At 40.6% G+C, this 16953-nt stretch carries 19 protein-coding genes; 9 read left to right on the top strand and 10 right to left on the bottom strand.

The genetic code is table 11. From position 1 onward, the window contains the following. Positions 1 to 16: 16 nt before the first annotated feature. From ABJF57_RS04405 to ABJF57_RS04415, 3 genes are all read right to left on the bottom strand, one after another. Positions 17 to 1387, bottom strand: coding sequence for a right-handed parallel beta-helix repeat-containing protein (locus ABJF57_RS04405; protein ID WP_462230831.1), 1371 nt, complete (start codon positions 1385 to 1387; stop codon positions 17 to 19). Between the two features lie 16 nt (positions 1388 to 1403). Further along, the gene (prfA, locus tag ABJF57_RS04410; RefSeq protein WP_462230829.1) at positions 1404 to 2474 is read right to left on the bottom strand and encodes a peptide chain release factor 1; all 1071 of its coding nucleotides are present in this window, start codon (positions 2472 to 2474) and stop codon (positions 1404 to 1406) included. Between the two features lie 126 nt (positions 2475 to 2600). Further along, a complete protein-coding gene (locus tag ABJF57_RS04415) occupies positions 2601 to 3167 on the bottom strand; it encodes a DNA-3-methyladenine glycosylase I (RefSeq protein ID WP_462230827.1) in 567 nt (188 codons plus the stop codon). A gap of 66 nt (positions 3168 to 3233) precedes the next feature. Here ABJF57_RS04415 and ABJF57_RS04420 point away from each other — a divergent pair, with 66 nt between their 5' ends. Next, positions 3234 to 4313, top strand: a complete 1080-nt coding sequence (locus ABJF57_RS04420) for a hypothetical protein (protein WP_462230825.1) — start codon at positions 3234 to 3236, stop codon at positions 4311 to 4313. Next, positions 4310 to 5134 carry an arylamine N-acetyltransferase family protein gene (locus ABJF57_RS04425; RefSeq protein WP_462230823.1) on the top strand — a complete coding sequence of 275 codons (825 nt, stop codon included), beginning with the start codon at positions 4310 to 4312 and terminating at the stop codon, positions 5132 to 5134. Before ABJF57_RS04420 ends, ABJF57_RS04425 begins: the two co-directional genes overlap by 4 nt. Positions 5135 to 5161: 27 nt before the next feature. On the opposite strand, the gene ABJF57_RS04430 is transcribed toward ABJF57_RS04425, so the two are convergent. Genes ABJF57_RS04430 through ABJF57_RS04440 form a run of 3 tightly spaced genes read right to left on the bottom strand, consistent with a single transcriptional unit; the run spans position 5162 to position 6808 of the window. After that, positions 5162 to 5557: a TerB family tellurite resistance protein gene (locus ABJF57_RS04430; protein WP_462230821.1), complete on the bottom strand. Its 396-nt coding sequence runs from the start codon at positions 5555 to 5557 to the stop codon at positions 5162 to 5164. An 11-nt stretch (positions 5558 to 5568) separates the two neighbouring features. Next, on the bottom strand, positions 5569 to 5988 hold the full coding sequence (locus tag ABJF57_RS04435; protein WP_462230819.1) for a TerB family tellurite resistance protein: 420 nt from the start codon (positions 5986 to 5988) through the stop codon (positions 5569 to 5571). A gap of 58 nt (positions 5989 to 6046) precedes the next feature. Beyond that, positions 6047 to 6808: an SDR family NAD(P)-dependent oxidoreductase gene (locus ABJF57_RS04440; RefSeq protein ID WP_462230817.1), complete on the bottom strand. Its 762-nt coding sequence runs from the start codon at positions 6806 to 6808 to the stop codon at positions 6047 to 6049. Between the two features lie 165 nt (positions 6809 to 6973). Here ABJF57_RS04440 and ABJF57_RS04445 point away from each other — a divergent pair, with 165 nt between their 5' ends. Beyond that, the gene (locus tag ABJF57_RS04445) at positions 6974 to 8173 is read left to right on the top strand and encodes a sodium:calcium antiporter (protein ID WP_462236018.1); all 1200 of its coding nucleotides are present in this window, start codon (positions 6974 to 6976) and stop codon (positions 8171 to 8173) included. Here the strand turns inward: ABJF57_RS04445 and ABJF57_RS04450 are convergent. Beyond that, positions 8170 to 8487 (bottom strand): Rieske (2Fe-2S) protein, encoded by a 318-nt coding sequence (locus ABJF57_RS04450; RefSeq protein WP_462230813.1) that lies wholly within the window; start codon positions 8485 to 8487, stop codon positions 8170 to 8172. The genes ABJF57_RS04445 and ABJF57_RS04450 overlap by 4 nt on opposite strands. Before the next feature lie 91 nt (positions 8488 to 8578). On the opposite strand from ABJF57_RS04450, the gene ABJF57_RS04455 reads away from it, so the two are divergent. From ABJF57_RS04455 to ABJF57_RS04480, 6 genes are all read left to right on the top strand, one after another. After that, positions 8579 to 9670, top strand: a complete 1092-nt coding sequence (locus ABJF57_RS04455) for an aminotransferase class V-fold PLP-dependent enzyme (RefSeq protein ID WP_462230811.1) — start codon at positions 8579 to 8581, stop codon at positions 9668 to 9670. After that, complete coding sequence (locus ABJF57_RS04460) at positions 9667 to 9795, top strand: hypothetical protein (protein WP_462230809.1); 129 nt, start codon at positions 9667 to 9669, stop codon at positions 9793 to 9795. Before ABJF57_RS04455 ends, ABJF57_RS04460 begins: the two co-directional genes overlap by 4 nt. 304 nt (positions 9796 to 10099) lie before the next feature. Further along, positions 10100 to 10486, top strand: a complete 387-nt coding sequence (locus ABJF57_RS04465) for a hypothetical protein (RefSeq protein WP_462230807.1) — start codon at positions 10100 to 10102, stop codon at positions 10484 to 10486. A 309-nt stretch (positions 10487 to 10795) separates the two neighbouring features. Next, the gene (locus ABJF57_RS04470) at positions 10796 to 11176 is read left to right on the top strand and encodes a hypothetical protein (RefSeq protein WP_462230805.1); all 381 of its coding nucleotides are present in this window, start codon (positions 10796 to 10798) and stop codon (positions 11174 to 11176) included. 136 nt (positions 11177 to 11312) lie between these two features. Beyond that, positions 11313 to 12080, top strand: a complete 768-nt coding sequence (locus ABJF57_RS04475) for a sensor histidine kinase (protein ID WP_462230803.1) — start codon at positions 11313 to 11315, stop codon at positions 12078 to 12080. A 24-nt stretch (positions 12081 to 12104) separates the two neighbouring features. Beyond that, positions 12105 to 12764 (top strand): response regulator transcription factor, encoded by a 660-nt coding sequence (locus ABJF57_RS04480; protein ID WP_462230801.1) that lies wholly within the window; start codon positions 12105 to 12107, stop codon positions 12762 to 12764. Positions 12765 to 13132: 368 nt separating this feature from the next. Here ABJF57_RS04480 and ABJF57_RS04485 read toward each other — a convergent pair whose 3' ends face one another. The 3 genes from ABJF57_RS04485 to ABJF57_RS04495 all read right to left on the bottom strand — a co-directional run bounded on the left by ABJF57_RS04485 (position 13133) and on the right by ABJF57_RS04495 (position 16932). Continuing rightward, positions 13133 to 13939 carry a type IX secretion system membrane protein PorP/SprF gene (locus tag ABJF57_RS04485; protein WP_462230799.1) on the bottom strand — a complete coding sequence of 269 codons (807 nt, stop codon included), beginning with the start codon at positions 13937 to 13939 and terminating at the stop codon, positions 13133 to 13135. A gap of 239 nt (positions 13940 to 14178) precedes the next feature. After that, positions 14179 to 15648, bottom strand: coding sequence for a M28 family metallopeptidase (locus ABJF57_RS04490; RefSeq protein WP_462230796.1), 1470 nt, complete (start codon positions 15646 to 15648; stop codon positions 14179 to 14181). A 108-nt stretch (positions 15649 to 15756) separates the two neighbouring features. After that, entirely contained in the window at positions 15757 to 16932 is a 1176-nt protein-coding gene (locus ABJF57_RS04495) for an acetyl-CoA C-acyltransferase (protein WP_462230794.1), read from the bottom strand. Positions 16933 to 16953 lie beyond the last annotated feature (21 nt).

The following is a 16953-nucleotide window of genomic DNA, read 5'->3' on the forward strand; positions in this document are numbered from 1 at the left end:
GAATTAGATAAGTATGCTACTGTTTTTCGATGCGTTCAAACACGCCAATGTCAGGCATGGCATCCCTGATATTGCCCTGCAAATCTCTTAGTACACCGGCATTCGTTCCTTTATCTTTTGCAAAGGCTAAGGTATCCAGCTCATAGTTATTCCCAAAAGCATCCTTAAATCCGGGAAAATTGAATTCTTGCGAAGTGAAGTTGTTAGAAACTTCCTGACCAGATCTAATAATGTTGGAGGTCAATTCAACTGAAATGTTTGCTCCACCTCCATTATTGATATCAAGTTCTTCTTCTGCAGTACCCCAAATTATATTGTTGGTTAACTCCAAATTTAGATCACCAATAAGCAGTCCATTTGCTGTAACAATATTGTCTGAAAACTGAACCGTAGCTTCATCCTGAATAAAAAGTGCTGGTTCATTTGAAAAAGTACAATGTGTTACTGTGTAATTTCCTCCGATAAACCCCCCCATGAGATATGTTCCGCAGCTGTAAATAAGTGTATTGGTGACATCTACATCTGAAGTGAAAGCCAAAATCCCCGCATTGCTCATGTTATAGATCTCCGTATTTGACACCACCAGATCGGGCTCGTCATCATCGTCGGGTGTTCCTACCCTTAGTCCAACCTGACCATTGAAAATTTCTGCAAAGGACACTTCGTTATCTACACTTCCCTCCAAAAAATAAATGCCGTTCCATTGCCCGGGCACTCGATCGTAAACACCGTCAAACCGTGCATTTCTAAACGTTATGTGATTCGCTGAATCTCCTATTGCCTTCAGCGATCCCTGGATAAAAATTGCCGCATCATTTTCAAAAAAGATTTCTGCACCTTCTTCAATGATCAGTTGACATCCTGCAGAAACAATTACCGTATCAGAAACAATGTAAGGACGATCATTCGTCCATGTTTCATTGCAAATACTTACCCGATTAATTGTGTTTCCATCCTGACCATAGCTGACAAGCTTCACATGTTCCTCATTGGTATTCCACCGGAAGATAATGGAGTCTTTTACCAAATATGGAAGGTTTTCATTGCGAGAAGCTACATTCACCTCCACAAGGATCATCATGCTGTCTCCTCCTAACAACCGTTCATTCGCTACGACATTCGCTTCTCTACCATTGATTATTACGTTATAATCGGAATTCTCTCCTTTTCCCAAAACTATTTCAGAAAACTGGATGGCCTCCTGATTGGGGTTGTAGACGGTGAGTCGTCTTGTACTACTCCTCCGCTCAGAGAGTAGTGTATCAAATGCTACAGAGTCATTACTAAATAGAATGGAAAGTCCGGGATCGAAGGAGATAGTTTCGTCCTGAGTGGAACATCCAGCCCAGCAAAGTAATGCAAGTATGATAAGAAAGGTATTTCTCATTGGAGTTTAAAACGGCTCATTCCGCCTCTTCTTTCATTATCTCTGCATTTTCTGCAATTCGCAGCTGCTCTATAAACTCTTCGATATCTCCATTCATCACATTAGGAAGGTTAAAAACAGATAAGCCAATGCGATGGTCTGTCACTCTTCCTTGCGGGTAATTATACGTTCGTATCTTGTCGGACCTGTCTCCAGAACCAACCATGCTTTTTCTCTGACTACTAATTTCCGCGTTGTGTTTTTGAAGTTCAATTTCATATAGCCTTGATCGAAGTACTTTAAGCGCTTTGTCATAATTAGCATGCTGAGATCTTCCATCCTGGCACTCAACTACCAGACCGGAAGGCGCATGTGTTAATCTCACCGCCGATTCCGTCTTGTTGATATGCTGACCACCGGCACCTGATGCTCGAAAGGTATCTTTTCGTATATCTCCCATGTTGAGTTCTACATCTACTTCTTCTGCTTCAGGCAATACGGCAACTGTCGCCGCAGAAGTATGTACTCTTCCCTGCGATTCGGTCGCAGGTACTCGTTGAACTCTGTGTACACCAGATTCAAATTTTAATTTTGCATAAACATCCTCCCCTTCGACAGATGCTACTATTTCTTTATAGCCCCCTGCACTACCATCATTGAAGTTAAGCACAGCAAAATTCCATTTTTGATCTTCCGCATAAGACTTATACATTCTAAATAGATCGCCCGCGAAAATAGACGCTTCGTCTCCACCCGTTCCCGCTCGTATTTCCAAAATCACATTTTTGCTGTCGTTGGGATCTTTAGGAATTAACAGTACCTTCAATTCCTCTTCAAGCAATCCAAGTTGAGGCTCCAGCTCATCTATCTCTGCCTTAGCCATCTCCCTAAACTCTGGGTCTTTTTCGGTGCCAAGCACCTCTTTTGCATTATTCAGGTTGCTCTTCGTTTGTGTAAACTCTTTGTACTTAACAACTATTTTTTCAAGGTCTTTATACTCTTTGTTTAGCTTGCCATATTTCTCCATGTCCGTGACAATGTCTGGCTGTACAATCAGCTGACCCACTTCTTCAAATCGGTGTTTTATTTCCTCCAGTTTCTCAATCATCCCTGAAAATTTAAAAGGTAAAGTTACGCTTAATCGGATTTCTATCTGCTTTTTAAATCAATATTGAAGAAGCCCCTATCGCGGGATACGTGAGAGACAATTCTTCATGCTAGATCTCAGCTTATCCTAAAGCAACGCTTTATACCTAAAACAATCCACAGTATGATCGTTTACCATGCCGATGGCTTGCATGTGTGCATATACAGTGGTAGAGCCCAAGAACTTAAAGCCCCTTTTCTTTAAATCTTTCGCAAAAGCATCTGATTCATTGGTTGTCACGGGTACTTCCTCTTTTGTCTTCCAGGTATTTACAATGGGTTTGCCTCCAACAAACTGCCATGAGTACTTATCAAAAGAGCCAAATTCTTTCTGTACTTCAAGAAACCTCTTCGCGTTATTAATGGTCGCTTCAATCTTCATCTTGTTGCGAATGATGGAAGCATCTTGCAAGAGCGTCTCCACCATTCCAGCTCCGTAATCAGCCACAATCGTGTAATCAAAGTCTGCAAATGCATTGCGATAACCATCCCGTTTCTTCAAAATAGTCGCCCAGCTCAAACCAGCTTGCGCACTTTCAAGCACAAGAAATTCAAAGTGCTTTTGATCATCATGAACGGGAACTCCCCATTCTTCATCGTGATATCTGACATATTCTTCAAAAGAGTTGGCGCACCAAGCACATCGTGTATCCATAGTTATACTAAATTGGGTCAATATTGAGTTGAGATTTATAAAATTAGCGTTTTAGTAATCAATAATATGCGAGCAACTGTATCTGCTATCCTCTTTGGCATTGCCTCATACATAATTGGTCAAACTCCAATCTATGATTTTGTTTCCTTTAACAAAACGTTGAACGTTCCGGCCAACTTGAATAGTGAGAGAAGTGCCGTTATTTTTTCTGTCCCGGAAAAAGAAGCTGATTTCATCGAGGTGGGAGATCATGAAAAATTATTGACCCAGGTTCATAAGGCCTTTGTAACTATGGGCATTGATGCCCTCTTTTATTTAAACGAACAAAACTTCACCGCAAGCAATAACTCCCGCTTTTCGTACTCGGCCCTCTTCAATAAGCGAAAGATTAAAACCATTATATTTTTGACACAAACAGCCGGCGGGTTCAAAATATTGATGGCTCCTTTTGACGGCACTTCTCGACTCATGAGTGATGGGGCTGATGTCTTTTACATGGAAAGTGATCAGCTTTATAGCTTATTATTAAATGTTGGGAGAGAGATCAGGCGAGCAGATCAAGAGTTATATAATTTTCTCATTCCAGAAAAGCCCAACTATTTACATGGCCTTTCCATAGTCGAAAACACATTGCTCAAAAATTATCCTGGCATTCTGAGAAGAAGCAAGCTCGCAGTTGAGCGCTTTGCTCCCTTAGACTCCACGAATATTTCTGACCCATCTGTACTCAGCAGAATAAAAAAATATAATCTGGAAGTTGCTGACAAAAACAAGGAGCTTGCGCAGATTATGTCGTTGTATCCTTATGAGTACATACTTGTGGATAAAATGCCTGATGATGAACTAAAAAGAAATCGTTATCAATTCATACTTCGTTCAGTCAAATCATCTGCGGGTATAGTAAAACAAATGCTGGATTATGAAGTGATGGCAAGCGAAACGGGCTTTGTCTCTGTCATACCCGTAATGCCTGATCAAACCCGTGTGAAGACCATTCCAAGAAATGCAATCGTGCATAAATTTTACATCCGTCAAAACATTTCGAAAAATGTACATGTAGGCGAATGGGATGCTGACGTTAGTTGGCAGGAGGCATTAAAAAACATGATTGGGAATCTAAGTCAAGAGTTGAATATCAAAAATTGAAAAAGCTCAATTTCTTTCAGAACCGACCAAAAGCGTCAAAAATTGATGTCGCTTCATATCTAAAAAGAATCGACCTTAAACAAGCAGAGCCAAGCTTCAAGTATCTCAAAGCTCTTCAAAAAGCACACCTTACTAGTATCCCCTTTGAGAACCTTGACATTCATTACGGAAGCAAAATCATTCTCGATTATAAAAGGATTTATGAAAAAATCGTTTTTCAAAAAAGGGGAGGGTTTTGCTATGAATTGAATGGGTTATTCTACCATTTGCTATATCACCTGGGGTTCGATTGCTATATCATTTCAGCACAAGTAATGAACGAGCGAACCGAAAAATTTGGAAAGCCTTTCGATCATATGGCCATTGTTGTTGCACTAGATGAAGAACTATGGATTGTAGATGTCGGATTTGGTGATGGCCCAATTTCTCCGCTAAAAATCCAAGTTGGTGTTGTACAGATGGACTACACCCGATACTGGCGAATTGATACAGATCCCGATGAAAATCTCATTTTAAGGGTTTCCAACGATACAAGTTATTTTAAGTCTAAATATCTTTTTACTACGGAAGAGAAACAGCTTATTCAATTCATGGAAATGTGTGAATACCACCAAACTTCTGTTGACTCACCATTCACTCAAAAAAAACTAATTAGTCAACATACCAATAATGGTCGTGTAACTCTTTCCGACAGAACGTTGAAGATCACATCGCTGGGTGAAACACATGAAGAGGATATCATGCATGAAGACGAGTTTCTTTCAAAGCTCGATCATCATTTTGGTATTTCATATAAGCAGCTCCTACCAAAGAAGACATAAAAAAACCCGCATAACGCGGGTAATTTTTTATTGTTTGTATTTCTTCACCTCTCTTTTGAGGGATGCCACATCCGAGGCAATGGCCGGATCACTGTAAATTCTCGACGAAAGTTGAGATATAACATTTCGCTTAAACCCAATTTTTTCCGCCAGCTCCTCGCAGAATTTTATTTCCGATAAATACACCTGGCTATCAATCTTCATTAACTGCACCAGATGAAACAAATATTCAAATTTGTCTTCTTCTGTCATGGTGCTAAGAGGAGGTAATGGCTCGGGATTATCCACCATGCTGTCTATCTCGCTCTCACTTACACCATTGGCCTTGCCAATCATATATATTAGGTCTCTTTCTTCACCAGCAAAATCCCCATCGATATTTGCCAACTGAACCAGCACGCTAAGTTTAGCCTTAATACTCATATTCCTTTAGGTTAATTATTTAAATATTTATTGGCCTCTTTCATGATGGCCTCTCTATTTCCAGTGATCGATGGATCTCCATAAATTCTGGAAGACATTTTCTTTACTACTTTCTTATCGTACCCCAATTTCTCAGCTACTTCTTCACAGTATTTAATTTCCGTCAAGAAAACCTCCCCGTCAATTTTCATCAATTGAATCACATCGTAGAGATAGTCAAATCTTTCTTCAGATAAAAGTCCATCAAAATTAACATCACTGTTTTCCTTGGAGCTAAGCACTTCTTCTACCAACTCATTTATTTCTACCTCAGGAACTCGGTTTGCTTTCCCAATCGTGTATACATAAGATTTTTCTGGTTGCCCAAAATCTCTATCAATTATAGAAAGCTGAATCAGAGCTTTAAGATGGTTTTTAATGTTATTTTCCATTTTGGTTGGTTGTTTTTCGGCCTTCTAATTTAGGAATTAATCCCCAAATCGAAATTAGTTAGTGTAAATAGCTCCCTGCGTTAATATCAAAGGTCGCTCCGGTTGCATGATCTGCCATGCCGCTGGCTATAAAAGTAACCAGTGGAGCTATATCTTTTGGTTCAGTCAGGCGCTCCAAAGCTAAATCTCCAGTGGCATGATCCTCTCCATATTGCTGCATAAATTCCTGAGACATATCGGTCCGCACAAAGCCCGGAGCTATTACAAAAGCTTTTACGCCTTCTTTTCCATATGATCTGGCAATCGATCGAGTGAGTGAGACCAAGCCCGCCTTCGAAGCAGCATAGGCAATGTATTCAGCTTCCTCCCCTTGAAATGCTGCTCGCGAAGCAATGTTTATGATACGACCGGCTGCTTTTCTACTAATAAAATGCTGTACAGCCTTTTTACAAATAATTGCCGCCGAGTTGAGATTTACCATCATGGTCTCGTTCCATGACTTCATCCAGTCATCATCCTTCGCATCAATACTTGCTGTCTTTGCAAGTCCGGCATTGTTTATAACTATCTCAACGCTGCCCATTTCCAAACTCACTCGCTCAAATAACTTAGCTGCTTCATCCGGTTTGGAAAAATCGGCTTGAAATGCTTTCGACTCATTCCCTAGTATGTGAGCCAGATTCTCTGCTTCACGTACATTCTTGTTGTAGTGAACCGCAATCGTTGCTCCTGCTTCCGCTAGTTTGGTGGCTAGTGCCTTACCAATACCCCGGCTAGCTCCTGTGACGAGAATGTTTAGTCCTGAAAGGTTTATGTACATGTATTCAAATTTTGCACGAAAAATTAGACAAAACCACTTTTATGTTGAATTATCTTTTGACAAAAGATGCCTCAACTTGTTTTGCACTGGAAAAACTTTGTTAATTTAGGCCATTCCAGCTTAGAGGTCACCGCTTTAAACACACTTCAACGTAATAAACTATTCATGGGCATTGTAATACCCCTTCTCCTAATCACGTTTTGTTGTATAATAATCTGGAGAGCTGGTGATGGTTTTATGACCGCATCAGAATACATTGGAAGAAACCTTTCTGAAGGCGTCCGTGGTGCTACTATCAATGCGATAGCCAGTTCAATGCCTGAAGTTTTCACCTCACTTTTTTTTCTATTTGTTCTTACAGATGCAGAAGGATTTTCAGGTGGAATCGGTACTACCGCAGGCAGCGCTATCTTCAATGGAATGGTGATTCCCGCCGTAGCTGTGCTCGCTGTAATTGGTATGAAAATGACCAAAAAAGTACATGTTTCCAGAAAAGTGCTTTTAAGAGATGGCATTGCCCTAATCATAGCTGAATTAATCTTCTTGATTTTGATCAGTGGATCTACCTTGGATTGGTACCATGGTATGATGCTCATGGGTGTTTACGTGGTGTACATCTTGTACATGTTTGGTACCATGAAAAAATCCGAACGTGATGAGCTTCTGGAAGATGGTGAACCGGAAGGTGATGACATATTTGAAAGCTCAGAAGAGCCCCAAGGTCCATTTTTAAAAGGATTATTAACTTTTGATCTGGAGCGTGTTTTCATTGGAAATAATAGAATCAGTGGAAGAAGAGCATGGTCTCTACTTGTTTTCTCAACTCTTTCAATTGCTGCTGTTTGTTACTTTTTAGTACTTGCCTGCGAATGGATTGGAGCAGATACTTATTCTGTCGCTGGGCTGGGTCAGTTTAATGGTCTCAATATTCCAGTAATGTTTGTGGCACTTATCCTTGCTTCTGCCGCTTCCAGCTTTCCAGATACCATCATTTCAATCAAAGATGCTAAAAGAGGACAGTACGATGATGCCATTTCCAATGCACTGGGTAGCAATATTTTTGATATCTGCTTTGCTTTAGGATTCCCGCTTTTCATTTTCACGATAATAAACGGGCCTATACACATGCCTCCCGAGCTTGTTGATCTAAGCAGCGAGCTGCGATTCTTGCTGTGGCTACTGACCGTTTTGGCGGTTGTTATATTCACAAGTGGAAATTATTTCGGAAAAAGAAAATCTTATCTACTTCTTAGCATCTACGTGCTTTTCGTTCTTTACATCGTTGGGCGAGGCTCAGGAAACGAATTTGCTCAATCCATCGCAGATTGGCTTGTTTCAGTTGTTAAGTTCTTTAGGATAGGCTAACACTCGACAAAGATTCCTTCCGAAGATGCTGTAATGGGATATGTTTTCAATGCTCCACATCGCTGCTGTGCTTCTTCTCCTGTTTTAATATTAAATCTATAGGTATGTAGTGGGCACACAATCTCGTTCAGGTAGTTGACCTTGCCGGTGTGCAGGTTCTCTCCCATATGCGAACAAGCATTTTGAAATGCAAATAACGATTCTCCGGATCGCAGAAGACATATTTCTTTATCTCCCGCTCGTACCAATCTTGGTTGATTATGTTCCAGGATTTCTTTTGCTTTAGCTTGCGAATCGAATAGCTTGAATCTCATTACAGTAAGTATAACAATGAAATGCCAACGGCAAAAATTTAACCTTCAGCGTAAGCACGCATATTTCAATTGTGCCTATATGTCTCCCCTGATGAAAAAAGTAGAGAATGCAGGCATTAACGGAATTAAGCAAAAGAGAAAACCTTTTCATATTTCTCCTGATGACTTTTTTGATGAAACGGAGGTACTCCGCAAAAACTACTCTGAATTAATTGACAATCCAGAGCCGAGCAGAATTGTCGTAATCCCTTCCGTCTCTTACGGCATTGCCAACGTCGTGAACAACATTCCATTTAAAGATGGAGAGATTCTTTTGTGCGATGAGCAATTCCCCAGCAATGTATATCCGTGGTGGCGACTTAAGGAGAAAGGCTTTGAGCTCAAAACAATCGCTCCACCAAACAGCGAAAAAAGAGGTGAAAGCTGGAATGAAAAAATACTTGAATCAATTACTGATAGGACAAGAGTGATCTCAATGGGTCATATTCATTGGTCAGATGGCACCCTGTTTCAACTAGAAAGGATAAGAGCAGCATTGGACAAGGTTGGCGGCCTTCTTGTCATTGATGGAACCCAGTCTGTTGGAGCTCTTCCATTCAGTATAAAAAAAATTCGCCCGGACGCGCTCATCTGCGCTGGGTACAAATGGCTCATGGGACCATATTCCATTGGACTTGCCTACTACGGTCCAGCTTTTGATCATGGAGTTCCCTTAGAAGAAAACTGGATTAACCGACTTGATAGCGACAACTTCTCAGAACTGGTTAATTATCAGGAAAGCTATCGTGAAATGTCTCTTCGATACGAAGTAGGTGAGCATAGCAACTTTATACTCGTGCCAATGCTGCACAAGGCAATCAAGCAATTGATAAAATGGAACCCAGATAGCATTCAGGCATACACGAAGGATCTAATGAAAGATGCTATTAATCAGTTATCTGAATGGGGATACCGAATTGAAAATGAAAACTACAGAGCGCATCACATGTTTGGCGCCCGCCTTCCCGAAAAAATAGCTATCGAAAAGTTGGGGCATGCTTTTCACACCAATAGAGTAAGCGTAAGTGTGCGAGGGAATGCTGTCCGGATATCTCCAAATGTATATAACGATGAAATGGATGTCAGAAAATTGCTGAAAGCAATGAAAGAGCCTATCTTCGCCTCAAAAACACTAGAACAATGAATTTAACGAATCCAGCAGTAACCGACGGTGTAAACCTCTTTGTTAATATCGTGATTTTCTTAATCGCATTTGTGCACGCATTAGCGTTCGTCAATGCGAGAAAAGAGAAGCAGAAGAAAAGCTAGTCTGCCTCGTGATCTCTTGTGTGAGAGCTAACTGATTTGTTGGGCAGTATATATGGGCAAATAATTGCCAAAACAAACAGTCCGATAATTATTCCTAGCATTGCCATTTTTCGATCACTTTTAAGTGTGGAGGGCAAATATAATTGCTTCTCCATGTTTGATCTAATTTCCTGTCGTCCGTTTTACTTTTTCGACGAATTCTCTACCCACTTTTGGGTATTTTCCCTGCGATATCTCTTTCCAGGCTTTGATTAAAAGCCAGGTAACGCTACCATTGCCTTCAAACCAACTAAACCTTATTGAGATGATAGAAAAAAATGAGAAAAGACCTCAGAAGAGGGATGTGAAACACATTGGCAAAAAGATGAAGAAATCCACTGCCAAAGATTGGGTGACAAAGTACCAAAAAAAGAACCCTAAAGCAGAGCTGAATGGGTACTTGTTTGGGAAAGACATCTTGGAAAAACTTTGTAACTATCCCGGGTCAGAAGGACTTTGGATATTCAAAGGGATCAATGATGACAATAAAGAATGTTTTGTTCTTTTTCCGGCAGACGAAAACGGCAATATTCTAAACAAAAGAATAAAGTCTTTGGGTGCTGCTGCTGCCAAAAATAATGGCGATGATGATGATGATGAACCGGCAAATGATGGGCAAGGGTGCCCTCCATATTGTCCAGATGGAATGTAAGATTTGAATTTTACTGACTTTATAGAAACACTAATCGAGTTTAATAGATACTCGGCCTTACCCGGCATTATTTTTTCCTTGTTTTTTCTTAAAAACTGGAAAAGTAGTGCCGGAATAGTATTCTATGTGTTGCTAGCAAGTTTCTCCGCTGACATTATTAGCTTCTTGTATGCAAAACACGTTACCCCAAATAGTTACCCAATAGCAAACCTTTGGTATTGCGCAAATTACTTTCTTGTTATTTGGCTTTTTTATAGGCTTCTTCCGTCTAGAAACAAATTGTGGATATATATTCTTGGAGTCCTATTCTTGATATTATCACCAATATCATTCTGGTTCTACTCCCTTTATGATTCCAATACGGTTATTCGATTGATATCAAATGTGGCATTTATCATTCTCTCATTACTGACTTTTTATGAGCTACTTAGAAAACCCGAGATTAAGCTAAAAAAATCTCCGGTATTTTGGATAGTTACTGCCATTTTCATTCACAGCTGCTTAACGCTACTTAGGAATGTTTTTCTTCAATATTTGGTATTTGACCTTGAAGCATCCAAAGAGATTGTCAGCTGGATTTGGCTAATTAACTTAATTGCCAATATTTCAAAAAACTTCATTCTATTCTATGCCATCGTCTTGATTGACAAAGGGTATCCTGATACAACTCAGACGCTCACCACTGAATGATAGAAACCATTGTAAATATCGTGGTGTATGGGTCTGCTGCAATTTTTGTTGGAGCCATATGGTTTCTTATTGTCTTCTCGAAGGCGTATCAAGCAAAAAAGTCTTGATTCACTGTTAATATTTTAATTTGCCTTCTGTGGAAGGAAAAGTAATCTTGCTCGTCATCATTGGAACCATTGGCGTCATGCTCATGGCTTTCTCTGTCGTATTCTTTGTGCTTCTTTATCGGAGAAAGATGCTGGAAAATCAACTAAAAATGCATGAGGTTGAAAGCAGGCATCAGCAAGAAATGCTAAATGCTACACTCAGATCACAGGAAGAAGAAAGAAACCGGCTTGGGACTGAGCTCCACGATGGTGTGGGTGCCATGCTTTCGTCTATCAAGCTAAACCTTCAGGTAGCCAAGAGGAAAGAGGGCGTGGATTCTCTGAATCCTGTACTCGGTCATTTGGATGAGACCATTTCACAGGTCAGAAGCATTTCCCATCAAATGATGCCCATTATTTTGAAAAAGTACGGTTTGAAGCATGCCATTTCGGATCTCTTCGAAAAAGTCTCTTCTAATCTTCTCGATTCTTCAATCGTTCATTGGGATGATCCCAATCTGAAGGAAGAGGATGCTCTCATGCTTTACAGAATAGTACAGGAATTGCTAAATAACTCCATTAAGCATGCCGAAGCATCTGTAATCACTTTTAGCATTCAAAGAACTCCGACTGAATTAATCTTTGAATATGCCGATAATGGCAAAGGATATCCTCATGAAATTCTCAAAAACAGCGATGGCATGGGGCTTCTGAATATCAAAAACCGATCTCAGGCAATTGGCGCCATCCCGACTTTTTCAAATGGAGAAGACCGTGGATCTAAAGTAAATTTGGCAATAGCCCTCCCTATTGGTTAATTTGAACGTGGAAGTGAGTGTATAATGAGTCAACCTAGCAAGCTAAACATATTGGTCACCGATGACCATACCCTATTTCGTCGTGGTACGATGATGCTACTTGAGTCTTTTGATGAGATCGGCAGGGTTGATGATGCCGAAAATGGTAAAGTGGCACTCGAAAAACTTGAGGAAAGCAATTTTGACCTCATGCTCCTGGATTTAGAGATGCCCGTGTTGGACGGCTGGGAGACGGCTAAAAAGGTGGTTGCCAAATTTCCAGAAATGAAGATCATTATGATCTCAATGCATGATTCGCTTCAAATTATCTCTGATCTCATTGAAATTGGTGTTCATAGCTACCTCCTCAAAAATGCAGATCCTGATGAAGTTCATAAAGCAATTGTCTCTGTAACCAACAACGACTTTTACTATAATCAGTTGGTTTCAAAGGCCCTGCATAAGAAAGTACAAAAGGATGGTCACAACAAAGGAGTAGCCCGTCGTGCGGACATCAGTCCAAGGGAAATAGAAATCCTCCAACTCATCTGTCAGGAGCTTACCATGAAGGAAATTGGTGAAAAGCTCTTCGTAAGTGAGCAGACCGTTCACACCCATCGCAAGAACCTGATGAGAAAAACCAAAGCAAAAAATGCGGTTGGGCTCGTCAAGTTTGCATTTCAGAACGGAATTGCCGCTTTTTAAGCGCTACCCATTTTTGGGTATTGTGATACCCCTTTTAGGGTAAAAATTCATCTCTTATTTTAGGAAATCGTCCCTCATTCAGTTTAATCACACTTTTCGGATTTTTACTCGGTTTAGCGCTCAAAAAAAATCTAACAGCCTGCTTAATTTCATATTGTCATTTATTGATAACGCAATAGATGATAAGCTCTTAGGTTGATGGTTAATCTAGAAGATACCGGGAGTCCAAGGTTTTCGCTTAATCCTTTGGTTTGCCAACTATCTCACTCACATAGTGGACTCCCTGGTATTTTCAACTAAGAAATTGCAAGAAACATCACACTACTAATCCCAATTAAAAAAGGTCCTGATTCCAGGGCCTTTTTTTGTTAGTCAAGATTGAATGCAATATTTAGTTCTTTTCTAGCGCCTGAGTTGTTTTTATTCATATCCTGTGTATACGACAATAGAAGTTTATAATTAATGCGAACGCCCAGATGTACCGCTATGGATTCGATATCATTTAAATACATGCCAAAATTTAGACGCTCATTGTATTCAACAGCACCCCCAATTTCAAGTTTGGTGGATTCATCTTTTCTTTTCGTTAGAGAGAAAAATGTTTCTGCAGCAAAAGGATGGCTTAAATAGTGACGAAGACCTAGGAACCATCTTTGCTCACTCTGGATCCTATAGTTTATGGAGCGAGGTTTTTTCTCGATGGGGCTAAAGGCAACATTTCTTAGCGAATAACCAATTAAAAATCGCTTGCCATAAATAGCCAAACCAGCATCGAAAAAGGAGTTAAGTTGTGTTTCTTCATCATTCTCTTCTGAAACATCTGCCAAGCCTAGCGCTCCGCCAGAACTTAAACTCATTGTTTCTCCAATCCTTAAATGTCGGGAATAACTTGATCTAACGATCTTCAGCTCATGTCCACTGACCGAACGACTTGCTCCTCCTAATCCAAAAGCATGTCTATTTCCTTTTCTTTCTGTAAACGCTTTATCGCTCTCGTACCTATTGAATTCATAATCGTCACATAGTTTAAGGGACCTTAGTACATGCGATTCCCGTTTTCTTTTAAATGCGTATTCAATAAGAGTGAGAAAATCTCCTGACGAGCGCGATTGCTGAAAGTGGTTGAAAGAAAATTTGTTTACTCCAGTCATGGCTGGATTTAACAATGATATCATTTTATTAGGGGCAGTTACGAAAGACTCCTCCTGAGAAAAAGCTTGAGAGCAAGCAAGACTACATAATATCAGAACAATCGCTTTTCGCATCATCCATTCGGTGAAGTGAATGTGCAATTTTACGCTGCTGTAGGTGCCTTAAGTCATTCCAGAGGCGGTAAAAGACCTTGTAAACCAATGGTATACCTAAGACCGGGGCAATAAAAAAAAGGCCCCGGAATCAGGGCCTTTTTTGTGTCTTACTTTTTATAGAGCGTTGTTCCCGAGTCGTAATATTTATCTCCCTTAACCCAAAATGGTGCTTTCTTCGAGTTACCAATCAAGCGACAAGCGTATACGTAACTTTTGAAGAATTTTTCAAGGTACACATAATCCAATGTGTTGGGATTGTCCCCAGCCTGATGATAGTACTTTGTGATTTCATCATCGAATGCAGTGAAGCCCATGCTAAATGTCGGCGCCGGAATTCCTTTTGATGCAAATCGGACGTTATCTGATCGATCAAACAAGCCCTGATCTGGTGCAGGGTCATCTATCGCTTCCAAGCCAAATGCTTTGCATGCCTCAATGATCATTTCCTCAGCCGTAGTTCTTCCTAAACCAATGATAGTTGCCTTCGATGTGTCGTTGTATCCACCATTATCGGAGTTGAAGCAGTATACCATTTTTTTCAAATCAATTGGTGTATTGTCAACAAATGCTTTGCTTCCTAAAAGGCCTTTTTCTTCTCCAGTAAATAATACAAAAAGCCCTGACCTCTTTGTTGGATTTTGTGCCAGGTTTTGTGCTGCACTAAGCACTGTCACCGCTCCAACGGCATTGTCTCGCGAGCCATTGTAGATACTGTCTCCATTGGCATCTGCTTTTCCTATCCCTACGTGATCGTAATGTGCAGAATACACGACAAATTCATCTTTCAATTTATTGTCAGAACCCTCCACATAGCCAACGATGTTTTGAGACATGAATCGTTCAACATCTGGTTCCGCTATCACAATTGATGCCGAGCTATTGCTATCTAAAAATGATACATCATCAGCAGATCGGTTAAGCCATGCATGAGGCATTGATCCTCCATCTTCTTCTCCCTCATCTAAAACGGTTTGCTCCTGGCTCAAGTATCTTACCAGGAAGTTCCAGGGAAGCTGAGCAGAATTATAAAGTTCAATCAGACCCAGCCCGCCCAATTCTTTTACTTTTTTTCTTTTCTCTTCAGCAAGTGCAAACCACTGCTGGGGACTTTGACTTTCTCCATCACCGCAAATTGCAATGACTAGTTTCCCTTTCACATCTTCCTCCTTCAAACCATCCGGTAATCCATATTCAGCGTAGAAGAATGGTTGATCAAAAACGGAAGTGCTTCCATCTATCAACACAAAGTCATCATTGAGCTTTAGTTCTGTACTGCCAATTTTGATTGCTCCTGTAGATGCGGGGCTTACTTTCTTCATTGCCACAGGCTGAAAATAGCTATCCATACCCGGTGCCATTTTTACTCCGTACTCAACAAAGCGGCTTTCAATATACTTGGCTGCAATTTTCAATCCTTCTGAAGGTGTGTCTCTTCCTTTCAATTCATCAGAGGCTAAAAAGCCAATATGACTTTTAATGATTCCTTGATTCACGGATTGATCCGCGAGCTCTTGATCTGTTTGGCCGAAAGCGAATAACGACCCTGACAGTAGCGTTAATAATAATGTCTTCTTCATTTCTTAAAATTTGCGACAAGATAAATCATCGACTTTTATGATGCTTCATAAAACAAAAAAAGGCCATCGGCTAATGCCAACGGCCTTTCCATTACTAACCAATAATTTCTAATTCAGGAACTCATAAATCCCGGCAACACCCTGGCCTCCACCTACGCAGGCGGTTACCATGCCATATTTTCCATTTCTCCTTCTCATTTCGTTGAAAAGTGATATGGATAGCTTTGCTCCGGTGCATCCTAGCGGGTGACCCAATGCAATTGCTCCTCCGTTTACATTCAATTTGCTCGTATCCAAATCCAATCCTCTAATGACTCCTAGCGACTGAGCAGCAAATGCTTCGTTCAGTTCAATTAAATCGAGATCGCTTTGTTTTAGACCCGCCTGCTTCAATGCTTTTGGCACTGCTTCCACGGGTCCTATTCCCATGATACGAGGATCAACACCCGCCGCTGTATAGCTAATCATTTGTGCAATAGGCTCCAGGTTATATTCTTTGACCATTTTCTCGCTCATCACCATAACAAATGCCGCTCCATCTGAAGTAGGAGAAGAGTTTCCTGCTGTCACTTGTCCTCCTTGCTTGAATGCAGGGCGTAGTTTTGCCAGCGTGTCCATATTTGTCTCTGATCTCACACACTCGTCTGTATCTACAACAAACTCTTTCTTATGCCTCTTTCCATCTTCTCCTACATATGTTTCTTCCACCGTTACAGGTACAATTTCATCTTTAAACTTCCCCTCTTTGATGGCTTTCGCCGCTTTTTGGTGTGATTCCATCGCGAACTTATTCGCATCTTCTGCTGATATGTTGAAATCCTTGGCAACTTCCTCCGCTGTAAGACCCATGTTTAGGTAATACTCTGGATGCTTTTCTGCAATTTTCCAGTTAAGAGCAGCCTTATATCCCATCATTGGAACCAAAGACATGGATTCTGTTCCTCCGGCTATGATACAGTCTGCGGTTCCTGAGTGAACTCGCGCACATGCAAGATGTATGGCTTCCAAACCAGACCCACAGTATCTGTTAATGATCATCCCTGGAACTGAAATTGGTAAGGACAACAAGGAGATGTATCTACCCATTTGCAATCCTTGCTCTGCTTCCGGAATCGCATTTCCCACAATCAAGTCATCTACTCGAGTGGCATCAAAATCTTTAATGGATCCAACCAGGTGCTTAATTACATCGGCTGCCAAGTCATCGGGACGATAAAAGCGGAAGCCTCCTTTTTTGGCTCTCCCCACCGCTGATCTGTATCCTGCTACTATATATGCATTCATAGTTTTTAATGTTTTAGTCTT

It is taken from the genome of Ekhidna sp. (assembly GCF_039940915.1).
Classification (GTDB): domain Bacteria; phylum Bacteroidota; class Bacteroidia; order Cytophagales; family Cyclobacteriaceae; genus Ekhidna.

Excerpts from the sequence above, each read along its gene's own strand:
- ABJF57_RS04465 (WP_462230807.1), top strand. The coding sequence starts at position 10,100 with ATGATAGAAAAAAATGAGAAAAGACCTCAGAAGAGGGATGTGAAACAC.
- ABJF57_RS04480 (WP_462230801.1), top strand. The coding sequence starts at position 12,105 with ATGAGTCAACCTAGCAAGCTAAACATATTGGTCACCGATGACCATACC.
- ABJF57_RS04430 (WP_462230821.1), bottom strand. The coding sequence starts at position 5,557 with ATGAGTATTAAGGCTAAACTTAGCGTGCTGGTTCAGTTGGCAAATATC.
- ABJF57_RS04485 (WP_462230799.1), bottom strand. The coding sequence starts at position 13,939 with ATGATATCATTGTTAAATCCAGCCATGACTGGAGTAAACAAATTTTCT.
- ABJF57_RS04415 (WP_462230827.1), bottom strand. The coding sequence starts at position 3,167 with ATGGATACACGATGTGCTTGGTGCGCCAACTCTTTTGAAGAATATGTC.
- ABJF57_RS04405 (WP_462230831.1), bottom strand. The coding sequence starts at position 1,387 with ATGAGAAATACCTTTCTTATCATACTTGCATTACTTTGCTGGGCTGGA.
- ABJF57_RS04455 (WP_462230811.1), top strand. The coding sequence starts at position 8,579 with ATGAAAAAAGTAGAGAATGCAGGCATTAACGGAATTAAGCAAAAGAGA.
- ABJF57_RS04490 (WP_462230796.1), bottom strand. The coding sequence starts at position 15,648 with ATGAAGAAGACATTATTATTAACGCTACTGTCAGGGTCGTTATTCGCT.
- ABJF57_RS04495 (WP_462230794.1), bottom strand. The coding sequence starts at position 16,932 with ATGAATGCATATATAGTAGCAGGATACAGATCAGCGGTGGGGAGAGCC.
- ABJF57_RS04460 (WP_462230809.1), top strand. The coding sequence starts at position 9,667 with ATGAATTTAACGAATCCAGCAGTAACCGACGGTGTAAACCTCTTTGTT.
- ABJF57_RS04445 (WP_462236018.1), top strand. The coding sequence starts at position 6,974 with ATGGGCATTGTAATACCCCTTCTCCTAATCACGTTTTGTTGTATAATA.
- ABJF57_RS04420 (WP_462230825.1), top strand. The coding sequence starts at position 3,234 with ATGCGAGCAACTGTATCTGCTATCCTCTTTGGCATTGCCTCATACATA.
- ABJF57_RS04450 (WP_462230813.1), bottom strand. The coding sequence starts at position 8,487 with ATGAGATTCAAGCTATTCGATTCGCAAGCTAAAGCAAAAGAAATCCTG.
- ABJF57_RS04440 (WP_462230817.1), bottom strand. The coding sequence starts at position 6,808 with ATGTACATAAACCTTTCAGGACTAAACATTCTCGTCACAGGAGCTAGC.
- prfA (WP_462230829.1), bottom strand. The coding sequence starts at position 2,474 with ATGATTGAGAAACTGGAGGAAATAAAACACCGATTTGAAGAAGTGGGT.
- ABJF57_RS04435 (WP_462230819.1), bottom strand. The coding sequence starts at position 5,988 with ATGGAAAATAACATTAAAAACCATCTTAAAGCTCTGATTCAGCTTTCT.